General features: G+C 25.9%; 14 protein-coding genes and 1 pseudogene. 3 read left to right on the forward strand and 12 right to left on the reverse strand.

Annotation, left to right across the window (positions count from 1 at the left end; genetic code table 11):
- Window positions 1–132 precede the first annotated feature (132 nt).
- Entirely contained in the window at window positions 133–1,443 is a 1,311-nt protein-coding gene (locus BMUR_RS03395) for a bifunctional folylpolyglutamate synthase/dihydrofolate synthase (protein ID WP_013113199.1), read from the forward strand.
- Between the two features lie 90 nt (window positions 1,444–1,533).
- On the opposite strand, the gene BMUR_RS03400 is transcribed toward BMUR_RS03395, so the two are convergent.
- From BMUR_RS03400 to BMUR_RS03455, 12 genes and pseudogenes are all read right to left on the reverse strand, one after another.
- A complete protein-coding gene (locus tag BMUR_RS03400; RefSeq protein WP_013113200.1) occupies window positions 1,534–2,226 on the reverse strand; it encodes a hypothetical protein in 693 nt (230 codons plus the stop codon).
- Window positions 2,227–2,333: 107 nt separating this feature from the next.
- Window positions 2,334–3,020, reverse strand: a complete 687-nt coding sequence (locus BMUR_RS03405; protein WP_013113201.1) for a hypothetical protein — start codon at window positions 3,018–3,020, stop codon at window positions 2,334–2,336.
- A 290-nt stretch (window positions 3,021–3,310) separates the two neighbouring features.
- Complete coding sequence (locus BMUR_RS03410; protein ID WP_013113202.1) at window positions 3,311–4,003, reverse strand: hypothetical protein; 693 nt, start codon at window positions 4,001–4,003, stop codon at window positions 3,311–3,313.
- A 325-nt stretch (window positions 4,004–4,328) separates the two neighbouring features.
- Window positions 4,329–4,928: pseudogene (locus BMUR_RS03415) on the reverse strand (hypothetical protein); the annotation flags it as partial.
- Between the two features lie 484 nt (window positions 4,929–5,412).
- Complete coding sequence (locus BMUR_RS03420; protein ID WP_013113204.1) at window positions 5,413–6,675, reverse strand: 3-deoxy-D-manno-octulosonic acid transferase; 1,263 nt, start codon at window positions 6,673–6,675, stop codon at window positions 5,413–5,415.
- 17 nt (window positions 6,676–6,692) lie between these two features.
- A complete protein-coding gene (locus BMUR_RS03425) occupies window positions 6,693–6,983 on the reverse strand; it encodes a hypothetical protein (RefSeq protein WP_013113205.1) in 291 nt (96 codons plus the stop codon).
- Window positions 6,984–7,092: 109 nt separating this feature from the next.
- On the reverse strand, window positions 7,093–7,515 hold the full coding sequence (locus BMUR_RS03430) for an Rrf2 family transcriptional regulator (protein WP_013113206.1): 423 nt from the start codon (window positions 7,513–7,515) through the stop codon (window positions 7,093–7,095).
- A 253-nt stretch (window positions 7,516–7,768) separates the two neighbouring features.
- Window positions 7,769–8,098, reverse strand: coding sequence for a PTS lactose/cellobiose transporter subunit IIA (locus BMUR_RS03435; RefSeq protein ID WP_013113207.1), 330 nt, complete (start codon window positions 8,096–8,098; stop codon window positions 7,769–7,771).
- Window positions 8,099–8,197: 99 nt separating this feature from the next.
- The gene (locus BMUR_RS03440; protein WP_013113208.1) at window positions 8,198–9,583 is read right to left on the reverse strand and encodes a glycoside hydrolase family 1 protein; all 1,386 of its coding nucleotides are present in this window, start codon (window positions 9,581–9,583) and stop codon (window positions 8,198–8,200) included.
- A gap of 22 nt (window positions 9,584–9,605) precedes the next feature.
- Complete coding sequence (gene celB, locus BMUR_RS03445) at window positions 9,606–10,943, reverse strand: PTS cellobiose transporter subunit IIC (protein ID WP_013113209.1); 1,338 nt, start codon at window positions 10,941–10,943, stop codon at window positions 9,606–9,608.
- Between the two features lie 141 nt (window positions 10,944–11,084).
- Window positions 11,085–12,167, reverse strand: a complete 1,083-nt coding sequence (locus BMUR_RS03450) for a DUF871 domain-containing protein (RefSeq protein ID WP_013113210.1) — start codon at window positions 12,165–12,167, stop codon at window positions 11,085–11,087.
- 58 nt (window positions 12,168–12,225) lie between these two features.
- On the reverse strand, window positions 12,226–12,534 hold the full coding sequence (locus tag BMUR_RS03455; protein ID WP_013113211.1) for a PTS sugar transporter subunit IIB: 309 nt from the start codon (window positions 12,532–12,534) through the stop codon (window positions 12,226–12,228).
- Window positions 12,535–12,643: 109 nt separating this feature from the next.
- Between BMUR_RS03455 and BMUR_RS03460 the strand changes: the two genes are divergently transcribed.
- On the forward strand, window positions 12,644–14,527 hold the full coding sequence (locus BMUR_RS03460) for a BglG family transcription antiterminator (RefSeq protein WP_013113212.1): 1,884 nt from the start codon (window positions 12,644–12,646) through the stop codon (window positions 14,525–14,527).
- A 13-nt stretch (window positions 14,528–14,540) separates the two neighbouring features.
- Window positions 14,541–14,810, forward strand: a complete 270-nt coding sequence (locus BMUR_RS03465; protein WP_013113213.1) for an HPr family phosphocarrier protein — start codon at window positions 14,541–14,543, stop codon at window positions 14,808–14,810.
- The last annotated feature ends 21 nt before the right edge of the window (window positions 14,811–14,831 follow it).

Consider the following 14,831-nt stretch of genomic DNA (forward strand, 5'->3'; position numbering starts at 1 on the left):
TAAACTAAAAGTGTGCAATATCTATGGCTCTTAAACAATAATTATAACGATTACTTCTTGCAGTCTTTTGCAAAATATGATATCCTGTTTAATTATTTTTTAATTAATTATTTTTTATTGGAAAACAGAAAGATGAAAAACATAAATCAAGCTTTGGATTATATATATTCCTTTATGGGAAAAAAAACACTTCATAAAAACAATCTTAATCATATAAATAATGTAAAAGAAATATTAAAACTATTAGGATATAAACAAGTATTTAAAGTAATACATATAACAGGTACAAAGGGTAAGGGATCCGCAACTCTTACATTATCAAAAATGCTTTCTTCTTTAGGATATAGAACCGGATCATTTATATCGCCTCATATAGTAAGTGAGAGAGAGAGAATATCTATAAATGAAAACTGGATTAGTGAAGAAGATTTTATTAATATTACATTAAAGATAAAAAACATTATAGAGAGTGATGAGATATACAATAATATAACAGTATTTGAAATTTTTACTATAATGGGACTATATTATTTTTATATAAATGCAGTTGATTATGCATGCATAGAAGTAGGTATAGGAGGAAAATTAGACTGTACTAATATAGTAGATTCATCTGTAAGTATTTTAACTTCTATATCATATGACCATATGGAGATATTAGGATACACCATAGAAGAGATAACGGCTCAAAAGGCTGGAATAATAAAACCAAACACTTCTGTTGTATCAGCATTTCAGGAAGAAGATTCTATAAAAATGATAAGAGATATATCAAAAGAAAATAATTGTAATTTATATGTTTTTAAAGAAGATTTTTCTGCCAATATTACATTAAACAGCAATGAAAAACTAGAGTTTATTTATAGAGAAAAAGATAAAGAATATATTTTTTCAACTACGCTTCTCGGGGAACATCAGGCAGAAAATATATCACTTTCTTTTAAGGCATTGAATATACTTCTTAAAGCTGATAATAACTATAACGAAAAAAATATTAATAAAGCAATTAATTCCTTGAAAGATTTTCATATAAATGCACGCCTTACATTTATGCATAGAAATCCAGATATAATAGTGGACGGTGCTCATAATGCTAAATCATTAGAAAGAGTATTAAATACAATATATAAATGGTATGATGATATAATAATACTATTTGCTCCTCTAAGCCAAAAAGATATAAAAAACATGAGTGATATATTAAAACGATATGATTCAGAAATAATATTAAGCTCTCCAGATAATATTGCATATAAAGAAACTGACAGCTCTAAAACTTATCAATATTTAAAAGATAAACCTAATGTAAAGCATATAGCAAATTTTCATGATGCTATTGATAATATAAAATCAATTAATAAAAGTAATAAACCAGTACTTGTAATAGGTTCATTATATGCCGCAAGTGAATTTATTAATTTATATAAAAATAGGGACATATAAAAATATATTGTGTATTTTATAAAACTTTTAGGTATATATAAATAAAATAATAAATAAATATTAAATTAAATGCAATAAAATTTATAAATCCTATCTTTTGATTCTATTTCTAATGTCATAATAATCACTCTTTTTACCAAATTCTATAATAGGTAAATGTACACCTATTTGAGCACCTATATCAACAGAAGCTAATTTTCCGATATATTTATATCCTTCACCTAATGAGGCCAAATTATTCTTTATCTGTATGGTTGGTATGTCAAAATTAGCATAGAATGATAAACTTACTAAAAAGAAATTTACACCAGTATAAAGTTTTACATAAGGTATAACTAGATTATTAAATCTTGATGATAAAGCCTTGTAATCTAATAATGTATAATTGTTTCCTCTCGAATATTTACCAGATAATGGAAATTTTACGCCTCCTCCTATACCTATTTGGAATATTGAAGGACGCCATTCAAGACTAAGTCCTGTAATAATACTATCAAATTCATGTATGAATTCTTGAAATTGAAATGTATCTCTATACCAGCCGAAATCTGCTCCTAATACTATATAATGTAATTTGTCTATTGTAAAATATATTGACGGCTGAAATATAACGCCTACTTCAAATGCAGATTCTGCCTGTTCTGTTAAATAGTCCGATATAATACCAGTTTGATAAAAACTAGGACGGCTTCCAGCTAATGGAACATACAAACTCATTACGAAACTATGTGAATATGCTAATGCTGATGTCATTATAAATATTAGTATAATACTTTTTTTCATATTTTTCCCTTAAAACTAAAAAACTAATATAATTTAGAATATTTCTTTAAATGCTATAAAACTTTTTCAATTAATATAATTTATCTAGTAAATAGTCAAATTATATATTATATTCCATTATCTCCAAATTCAAATATATCTAAATGTAAACCTATTTGAGCCCCTATATCAACAGAAGCTAATTTCCCAGTATATTTATATCCTTCACCTAATGAAGCTAAGTTATCTCTTATTTGATAGTATGGTATGTCAAAATTAACATAGAATGATAAACTTAAAACAACCAAATTTATACCTGTATAAAGTCTTACATAAGGTATAATAGTATTATTAAATCTGCTGTATAAATCGCCGCCGCTTAATTTCGTACCATTGTTATTTTCTAAGTATGCCCCTGAAAGAGGAAACTTAACACCGCCTCCTACACCTATTTGGAATATTAAAGGACGCCATTCTAAATTAATACCAGTCATAATACTATCAAATTGATGTGTAAAGTTTTTTGTGCTAGTTTGAAATTGAAAAGTATCTCTATACCAGCCAAAATCCAAACCTAAAGATATATAATTATAGCTTGCTGCACTTATTGTAAAATTCACTCTAGGCTGAAATATTACTCCCATTTCAAATGCCGATTTTGGACTTAATGATGAAGTTGTATTTAAATTATCGTTTTGATATAGACTAGGAATACTTCCTCCTAATGGAATATAAAGACCTAAACCTAAAGAGTGGGAATAGGCTAATGCCGATGTCATCACAAGTAAGCTAATTAGTATAATAATTTTTTTCATATTATTTCCTTTTATTTTCTTAAAACTAATAAAAAATTGAGTAATGATTTAGAATAAATTAATAAATTGAGACACAAATAAATGAATTTTAAAATATTGCATAAATTAATTCCATAAAACCTTTATAAACCTAGTATAATTTTTTTTGATATAAAAGTCAATATAAAAATATATAATTTTATTATACTATATAGTAGTATTTATTGTTTTTAGAAATTCTTATTTTATAATTAAAGTATATGTATATATGAAAACATTTTCTATTATTATGTTTTTTGATAAAGATTTAATTATATAAATATAAGTTCTTCTCTTTCATTTTTTCCAAATTGGAATATATCTAAATGTATACCAAACTGAACACCTATATCAATAGAAAATAACTTACCTGGATATTTATAGCCTTCACCCAATGAAGATAAATTATCTTTTATTTGTATATTTGCTATATCGAAATTAGCATATAATGATAAACTTAGAACAACCAAATTTATACCAGTATAAACTCTTATATAAGGTATTAGAGGGTTGTTAAATCTTGCTGAAATATTTCCTCCATTTAATACTGTATCATTGTCTCCAATCCAATATTTACCTGTAAAAGGAAATTTAACACCTCCTCCTATACCTACTTGGAATATTAAAGGACGCCATTCAAGATTAATTCCAGTCATAAGACTGTCAAATTCATGTGTAAAATCTTGAAATTTGAATGTATCTCTATACCAGCCTACATCTAAACCTATAGAAATACGATGAATGCCTTTTTTATCTGCCTGAAAACTAACTCTAGGCTGAAATATAACCCCTATCTCAAATGCACTATGAGGAGATAATGTTATATTTGGATTAGCATTATCATTTTGATAGAGGCTAGGAATACTTCCACCTAATGGAATATAAAGTCCTAATCCTAAAGAGTTGGAGTATGCTATAGTTGATGTTATTATAAATATGGTGATTAGTATAATACTTTTTTTCATATTTTTCCTCAAAACCTATAAAATTGTGTGAGATAGAATAATTTAGAATATTTACTTTTAAAAAAATTGTGATTTAATAAATTGAAAATACAAATAAATGACCGTTTAAATATTGCATAAATTAATTCCATAAAACCTTTATAAACCTAGTATCAGTATAAATCTTTTGATATAAAAGTCAATATAAAATATATAACCTATATTGGTATTATAATTTTTTAAACTTTATCTTTTTATAATGAAAGTATTAAAAATGGGGATATATAAAAAATATACCCCCCAAAAATTTTTTTCAATTATAGTAATAAAAATTAATTTATTATTAATTTTGTCCAAATTCAAATATATCGAAATGCAATCCTATTTGAGCCCCTATATCAACAGAACCTAATTTTCCGGGATAGCTATATCCTTTTCCTAATGAAGATAAGTTATCTTTTATCTGCATAGTTGGTATATCAAAATTAACATATAATGCTAAACTTACAAGATATAAATCTATACCTGTATAAAGTCTTACATAAGGTATAATAGGATTATTAAATCTTGCTGAGAAATTTCCGCCGCTTAATGATACTTTATTATTTCCTTCCCAATATTTACCTGTAAAAGGAAATTTAACACCGCCGCCTATGCCCAATAGAAATATAGAAGGACTCCATTTAAAATTAAGACCAAGCATAACAGTATCAAATTCATGTGTAAAGTTTTGAGAATCAGTTTGAAATTTGAATGTATCTCTATACCAACCTACATCTACACCTATAGATATTCTGTTATATTCATCTATCTCAAAATTAACTCTAGGATTAAATATAACTCCCACTTCAAATGCTGATTTTGGACTTAATGATGAAGTTGGATTTAGATTATCGCTTTGATAGAGACTAGGAATACTTCCTCCTAATGGAACATAAAGTCCTATGCCTAAAGAGTGCTAATAGGCTAATGCCGATGTCATCATAAGCAAACTGATTAGTATAATAATGTTCTTTTTCATATTTTTTCTCCTTTTTTCAAACTATAAATAGTAATGTTTGGGTATAAAATAATTATGAAATTGTATAAACAGTATTGATTGTATTATATTAAATATATTGATTTGATTTGATTTGATTTGATTTGATTTGATTTGATTTGATTTGATTTGATTTGATTTGATTTGATTTGATTTGATTTGATTTGATTTGATTTGATTTGATTTGATTTGATTTGATTTGATTTGATTTGATTTGATTTGATTTGATTTGATTTGATTTGATTTGATTTGATTTGATTTGATTTGATTTGATTTGATTTGATTTGATTTGATTTGATTGTTTCTTTTAATAAATTTCATTTTATTTCATAACCTCTAGGAGTATTATAAATATTTTTATATAAAAGTCAATATCAAATATAAGTTTTTATTATACAATACCTTGGTATTTATCTATAATAGAGAGAGTCTTTTTAGAAGCCCCGTTATTTTGTAGGAGTAAATTATACGCTTTTTCTGCCAGATTATTTCTAAGCTCTTCATTCTCATATGCTTCTTGTATAAGATCAGCTAGTTTTTCTTTATCTTTGCATGTAAATACAGCTTCTTTCATATACTCGTAAATTTCTATGAAGTTGTACATGTACTTTCCAACTATAACCGCCTTTTTAAAATAAATTGCCTCTAATATATTGTGTCCGCCCATAGTACCCATAAATGTGCCGCCCATTATAACCAAGTCAGAAAGTTTATACCAATTTAATAATTCTCCTATAGTGTTTATAATAATTCCGTCTTCTGAGCTTTTTTCATAATCTGTATAAAGAGGCAAGTCATAATTTAATCTTTCTGCGAGTTTTTGTATATCTTCTCCTCTGTTAATATCTCTTGGAACTATTACAATATAGACTTTATCTTTTAGGTTGAGTTTATCTATTGCTTTTAATATTAATTCTTCTTCTCCTGCATGTGTGCTTCCAGCTGTTATTACGAATTTATTTACAGGTATAGTGTTTTCCAATTCATCTATCTTTTTTTCATCAGCATAATATGTTATATCATATTTTAAATTTCCGGTAACTGTTATAAGTCCTTCAGGCATTCCTATTGTAATCATATTTTCTTTATCTATGTTGCTTTGTGCTAGAATTTTTGTATACATATTAAAATAAGGCTTAAAAAAGAATTTAAAATTTTTATATCCTTTTAATTCTTTTTTACCTATCCTTCCGTTAATCATATATAATGGTATAAGTTTTTTATGAAGAGTATATATAAGCGTAGGCCATATTTCTATTTCAGCTATCATAACATATTCCGGAGATATTAGATTAATAAGTTTATTAATCATATGCGGATAATCTAATGTAAGATAAAAAAGTTCTGCTTTATCCCCATAATTTTTTCTTGCTATATCATATCCTCCTACAGTAGTAGTAGATAGATAAACATTATATCCTCTCTCTATTAAAGTAAATACTATCTCTCTTACAGCGACTATTTCACCAACACTTACAGCATGTATCCAAACAGCATTTTTATTATTTTCTTTAGGATATATAAATCCTAGTCTCGATAAAGCACCTTTTCTAATAGGCTTATTAAATATCATCATAATAAAAAAGGATATAAATAAAAAAGGATATAAGATATACCCCAGAATTGTATATATATACATTAAAAACTTTTGCATTAACAAAACCTATTAACTTAAGAAATAGCAATAATAGATAATACAATAATAATCATATACATAAAAAAAGAAATTAATGCTTTTACAATAGCATGCTGCTTTCTGGTACCCCATTCGCACCTGAAATATACAATAATAAATAAAATAAATAATAATATTTCTATGGCATTAATTATAATAAAAATAGCACTGTATATACCGGTTTTTATATTATTATGTTCTACAATATAAAAAGCTGCTATAGGAAAAAGCATAAGTATAGCGGCATTAACTAATTTATGTATTAAAATATATTTATTAATATTCATAATATAGATTATACTAAATAAATATATTATGTCAATTAATTGCTAAATCAATTTTAATAATTTTTTAACTAAAATATTCATTATGTTTGAAATGATTTATAATTTTACCTTACTTAGTTTGTAAACTTTTATAAATATCTTTTAAAGTAGTTTTTTTAAGTTCTTTTTCCATAGCATACTGAACACTATCCAGTTTCGGCTGAAGTATTTTATTAATATTTCCGCCTACTGGGCATTTTTTATTTGGGTTTTCATGAAAGCTGAAAAGTTTTCCTTCATCTAGGCTTTCTACAGCATTAAATATGTCAAGTAATGTAATATTTTCTGTTTTTTTATTTAGACTTATTCCTCCTGTTCCCCTTTTTACGGTAATAATATCTGCTTTTTGAAGCTGTATTAATATATTTCTTATAATAACAGGATTAACTTGAACACTTTCTGATATGAAATTTGATGTTATCTTTTCATCTTTAAACTCTAATATGCAAAGCAATGTATGAACAGCTATTGTAAATCTTGAACTAATCTTCATTAAATTATCCTTATGATTATTAAAAATTATAATATATTTATTTTCTTAATGCAAATAAAAAACTGAAGAAAAAATGCTTAAGATATATAGATATTATTTAGTATACTTATAATTTAAATTAGATAAAAGAATTACAGATAGCACCACTTGTTATTTATATATTTGTAATAATATTGCTTTATGAAAATAAGGTTGTTATAAAGGGGCTTAAAAGAAATTTTAAGTCCCTTTATTAAATGGTTTAAAATATATGTTATTTATTATGATTTACTTCTAATATACTTATCATCTCTTTTATAAGATTTTTTTCGCTCATAGCTGTCATCAAATGATCCTGAGCATGAACAAAAAGCATAGTAATTTCTATTTTTTCACCGTCTGCTTCTCTAGTTATTAAATTAGTCTGAAACTCATGAGATTTTAATATTATCTCATCAGCCTCTTTCATTTTTTGAGCTGCCTCATCAAATTTTTTTTCTTTAGCAAGTCTTAAAGCCTCATAAGCCAAACTCTTACTCTCACCAGCCAAACTAATAATAGGAAATACATTCTCCTCCATAAATTTTTCTTGCTCTTCAGTCATAACTATAGCCTCCTAAATATAAATTATTTTTATTTTTTATATTACCAAGCAAACATCAAATGTATAAATATTTTCTATAATTTTACTTGATATAATATTCTATCCCTCAAAGCCCTTGTTTTTCACTAGCTCTTTAAACCAATAGCCTGATTTTTTTATTGTCTTTTTACCGCTTTCTAAATCAAACCTTATAAATCCGTATCTGTTTTTATAAGCATTAAGCCAAGACCAGCAGTCTATAGGAGTCCACATCAAATAACCTATACAATTAGAACCTTCTTCTATACCCTTGTGAAGCCATTTCAAATGCTCACTTACAAACTCTATTCTGTAATCATCTTCAACAATACCGTTTTTTATAAATCTTTCTTCGTTTTCCACACCCATACCGTTTTCTGTGATAAGCCATTTTTTATTGGAATAGTTTTCCTGTATATTTTTAGCTATATCATAAATACCTTTATAATATATTTCCCAGCCTCTGTAAGGATTCATAAGTCTGTTGGGCATCTCATAAGGCTCAAAGAAATTTTCAGGCATTAAAGTATCCGATTCAAACTTACTCTCTCTTGCTTTTACTCTTCTAGGCTGATAATAATTTATTCCTAAAATCGATATAGTATTTTCTCTTAATATATCCTTATCACCTTCTTCATATATAGGAGTAAGATTATTTTCATTTACAAAGTCTATCAAATCAGATGGAAACTCTCCCTTAACAGCAGGATCCAAAAAACTTCTATTAAAAATCAAATCGCATATATGAGAAGCATTTAAATCTTCTTTATTATTTTCATCTCTAGGATATGAAGGAGTAAGATTAAGTATTATACCTATATCACCTTTTTTACCAGATTCTTTAAAAGCTTTTACAGCCTTTGCACTTGCCAAGTTCATATTATAAACAACCTGAACCGCTCTTTTAAATGATACAACTTCTGGATAATGAAATTTATACAAATATCCGCCCTCAGCAACTACTATAGGCTCATTAAAAGTAAACCATTTATGAACTTTATCTCCATAAAGATCAAACATTTTAGAAGCATATTTTGCATAAAGTTCAACTACTTCTCTATTTTCAAATCCTCCTATCTCCTGAAGTTTTAAAGGCATATCAAAATGATACAAACATATTATAGGCTCTATATCATTTTTTATAAGCTCATCTATAACATTATTATAAAACTCAACAGCTGTTTCATCTAATTCTAAAGTATTAAAATCTTTTACTATTCTGCTCCATTGTATTGAAGTTCTAAAAACATTATGTCCTGTTTCTTTTATTAATTTTATATCATCTTTATAATCTCTAAAAAAATTAGATGTATATTCAGGTCCTACTTGATTATGGAATTTTTCTTTTGATATTTCAAACCAATAATCCCATATATTTTTATTAGTCTTATTATAAAAACCTTCGCTTTGAGATCCTGAAGTAGAACTCCCAAATAAAAAATTATCACTAAATTTATATTGTTTCATATTATAAAAAACCTCATTAATTTTATTTATTATTTGCTTCTTCTCTTTCTAATGACATCTCATAAGCTCTAAGGAAAGGTATATAAGCAAGATATGATGTGAATATTAATACCAAACTCAATATCATAGAAGCAAAATTCAAATTAGTAGCAAGCAATGCTGCCAATGGTCCCGGAGTTGTCCAAGGTACTAATGATACAATATGACCTATAATATTTAATTTTGTAAATACCCAAGCTATAGTTGCATTTATTATAGGGAGACATATAAAAGGTATAACAAGAATAGGATTCATCACAACAGGTGCTCCAAACATAATAGGTTCATTAATATTAAATACTGCTGGAACTATTGATAATTTTCCTATAGATTTTATATGTTCATTTTTGCTTCTTACCATAGCTATTGCCAAACCTAAAGTAGTACCTACTCCTCCTATAAATACATAGGAATCAAAAAATCCGCCTGCAAATATCTTTGTTACTGGCTCTCCAGCTTGGAGTGCTGCCTGATTTACTGCCAGATTTGATAATGTAATAGCTTTTACTATAGCATCTACTATATTAGTACCATGAAGTCCTGCAAACCATAATATATGTATCACAAGAAGAATAATTATTATAGAAGGAAGAGAATCTGATACTTTAAGTAATGGCTCAAATATTTTCATTACTAATTCCGGTATCATCATCATTAAACTTTTTTGTATAATAATATTGAAAGCCTGAAATATTACTATAACTACAACTATAGGTATTAAAAGTTCAAAAGACTTTGCTATGGCAGGAGGTACTGATTCTGGAAGTCTAATAATAAGTTTTTTATTTACCAAAAATCTGAATATTTCTATAGATATAATACCAAAAATTATAGCTGCAAATAAACCTTTAGCATCCATAAATCTAACGTCCATAACAGGTATTGAACTGTCAGCATTAACTAAAAATGATTTTGATACAGCCTCTGCTATAGGAGCATATTCTACTTTTGCAGATACTAATAAAAAACTAAATAATGATAAAAATCCTCCAGTAATAGAATTAAGCTGATAATGTCCTGATAATGAATAGCCTATACCATAAGCCACAAATAATGACATTATACCCATACTTACATAAAAAGGCTGAACCAAATCGCCTTTAAAAGAATTCATCAAATTAGTATACCATTCCATATACAAAAAATTACTATTATCTGTGAAAGGTAAATTTAATATCAAAAGTATAAAAGATCCTACTATTAAAAAAGGCATAGCAAACACAAATCCATCTCTTATTGCATTTAAATATCTATTGCCTGCTATTTTTGACGCTATAGGAAGAAGTTTGCTTTCTATAAATGCCATTAATTTATCATTCATTATCTACTCTCCATTATATATATGATTTTTATATTATATTAATAAAATATTTAATAAATATTATTTAAACTACACCTGCATATAATACATATGATAATTAATATAATTACCCAACTGTAATTTGGTGTTCGTACAGCAAAACTATTGAGTTATTTTAAATCTTTGAGCCATGTTTATATAATCCAATAAAAATAAATAATCTTCATCTATTTTACCTACAACATTGGTTCTTGAAGTATTTTTCATATCTTTTAATGCTATCTGAAGTTCTCCAGCATAAGTTCCATATTCGGAAGAATCAATAAGTATATCTCCTCGTTTAATGTCTGTAATAGGATTAAATATTTTAAAATTATTTCCTTTGTATTTTACTCTAGGATTTGATGACCTAATAAAATAACTGCTTGCATCTGCTCTGTTTTGATGCATCTCTTCAAGAATTATTTTTCTCTCTATTTCATGAAGATTGTCTAGTAATTTAGCTTTTAGAGTTATAAGTCTTTTATCCAAACATGCAAGTTTTTTAAAAGTCTCTTCATTAGCATAACAATTAGCGATAAACACAGCATCAACACCTAAAAAGAATAATTCCATAGCCTGTATTTCTATAGGAAGATTTCTATGTTCTTCTAAAGTACATATACCATCATCTACAGGCCAAGGTCCGAAACTAGCCTCTTTAGCATTAACAAAAGCTGATGATTTTATAGAATGTCTTTTAAAACGATTCATACTTTCAATAAACAGTTTTTTATCAAGTCCGCTGTAGGCATGAGGATAGAAGTTATAGCAGCCTATAAGATTTTCTCTATTCGGATAATAATTCATTATAGTATCTAAATATGATGTAGAATTACTCATATTAATCTCTATTTTTAAATTATAATCATTATAAGTCATTAAACTCTCTTCATTTCCGCTATATCCTAAATCAAGTCTTATAGCCCAAGCCCCTAGTTTATGAAAAAAATCAAGCTCCTCATATGAAATACCTAAATGCTTAAATACAGCAGGAGATATATCTAAAGTAGTATTTATGCCTCTATCTTTAGCATAATTTATGATCTCTGAAAACTCTTTCATAATATCATCTTTAGAATGCTCAACCGATAATAAACACATAAAACATCTAGTAAAGCCATATTTTGAAGCTAAATCTATATAAGACTTATTATCCTCCATTTTAGAATGAAAAGGATAAACAGAAATACCTAATTCTCGCATAAAAACAATCCTATAATAAATAATCCTATTACAAATTTATAAATTAACCCTATAAATATTATTGAACTTTTAAGTTTAAAGCAAAATCTAATATTTTTTCACCGTTCATAGTGCCGTAATCTTTGAAATCTATAACATCTAACGGTTTATTTTTTTCTTTAGCTTTAGCTTGGAATTCTGCTTTTTGGAATTTTACCTGCGGTCCAAGTAAAAATACATCATAACTATCTAATAATTCATAAAATCTTGCTGTAGCTACTGCTTCTATTTCTACGTCTATATTTTTTTTAGCAGCTGCCTCTTTCATTTTTTTTACAACCATACTTGTTGACATTCCTGCTGAACATAATAATAAAATTTTTGTCATAATTTTAAACCTCTCTTTTTTATTTTTTATTAGCTTATCACTTTTTTATAATAACTCAAACAATAAAACTACTATATTAATCTGGTATTTTTTTGTTTTTTATTTTGTTATGATATATAATATTTTTATGAAAAATAAATATATTAAAGAAATATTATCCATTTTATCTGCTGAATCCTATATAACAGCTGAAAAATTGGCAAAAGAATTAAATGTAAGCGAAAAAACTATACGGATAAAAATACAGGAATTAAATAACGATCTTGAAAAAACTGGTGTAAAAATAGTATCAAAGCCGAGATACGGGTATACTCTTTTATGTGATGATAATAATAAAGATATTAAGGCTATTAGTTTTAATACTGTTAATGATTTTGAATACAGAGTAAAATATATTTTTGAATACTTAATTAATAATAATGATGAATATATAAAATCTGATACTTTAAGTGAAGCTCTTGATATATCTAAAACAACATTGACAAATACTTTAAAAATCATAGAAGATAATATTAAATATTACAATATAAAAATAGAAAGAAGACCTAATTACGGAATAAGAATTATAGGAAATGAATTTGATATTAGAAACTGTATTATAGATTATTATTTAAAACAGTATATTCATGATGAAAAATATATTAATAAATCAATAGAAAAATTTGTAATAGACTTTATTAAAGACAATGATATTAAATTATCCGAAATAAATTTGGAAAACTTTATATTATATATATTAGTTTCCATAGAAAGAATAAAGATGGGTAAAGTCATTGACTGCTATGATAAAGATATTCTAAAAGATATAAAAGAAGAAGAATTAAAATTAGCAAATCAATTAGCGGAAATATTAGAAAAAGAAAGTAATATAAAGTTTAATGAAGCAGAAAAAATATTTATAGCAATACATATAGCCTCAAAAAGTTTATTAATATCTTCAGAGAATTCCAACTTTATAATACAAAATAAGCTTGATAATATAGTTCAGGAAATACTTGATTTGGTATATAGTAATTTAAAAATAGATTTGAGAAATAATCTTAATTTAAGGCTTTTATTAAATCATCATATGATACCGCTTGATATAAGAATAAGGTACAATGTATTACAAAAAAATCCTATGCTTTGCGATATAAAAAGTAACTACGGTCTATCATATTTAATAGCTTCTGAAGCAAACACAGTTTTGAAAAGTTATTATAAAAAAGAAATTTCTGATGATGAAATAGGATATTTAGCTTTACTCTTTCAAATAGCTTTGGAAGAAAACAGTAATGAAGAAAAAAATAAAATAAATATATTAATAGTTTGCGGGAGCGGAAAAACAACTTCAAAACTTCTAATGTACAAATATAAAAAAGAATTTGCTGATTATATAGATAATATTTATACAACCGATTTGATAATGCTTAAAGATTTTGATTTTTCAAAGGTTAATTATATATTTTCAACCGTACCTATTAATTTTAGAGTTCCGCTTCCTATTGTGCAAATAGGATTATTTTTAGAAAACACCGATATTATAAATGTAAAAAATGCCTTAGAATTATCAAAAAATGATTTTTTAAATGATTATTATAATAAAGACCTATTTTCATTAGATATTAAAGGAAACAGCAGAGATGAAATAATAAAAAACATATGCATTAATATCAAAAAATATATAGATATACCCGATAATTTTTATGACTCTGTTATGAAGAGAGAAGATTTATCAGAAACAGATTTCGGCAATTTGGTGGCTATACCGCATCCTTTTGATATTCTAACAGAAAAAACTTTTGTATATGTAGCGGTACTTGAAAAGCCTATTATATGGTACAAAAATAATGTTCAGGTGATATTTTTAGTTTCAATATCAAATAATAAAGATGATAATTTGCAGAAATTTTATCAGTATACTGTAGATTTTCTGCTTAATGAAGAAAGCGTTATAAAACTGATAGAAAATAAAACATTTGACAATTTAATGTATTTACTAAGAAATAATTAATGGAAATAACAAAATGACTAGCTTTAATTATACTATCAAAAATATTAACAATATACATGCAAGACCTTTGAGCGATCTTGCTAAAATAGCAAAAGACAGTAAATGCAATGTTATTATAAGCGACAGTAAAAAAAATAAAAAAGATGTAAAAAAGATAATAGGAATAATGCAGCTCAATTTAAAAATAGGAGATGAAGTTATAGTCTCAATAGAAGGCTATGATGAAATTTTAGAAAATAAAGCCAAAGAAAATATATATAATTTTTTCAAAACAAATTTTTAATTTTTATAATTATTTAATATG

This window comes from Brachyspira murdochii DSM 12563 (assembly GCF_000092845.1).
Taxonomy (GTDB): Bacteria; Spirochaetota; Brachyspiria; order Brachyspirales; family Brachyspiraceae; genus Brachyspira; species Brachyspira murdochii.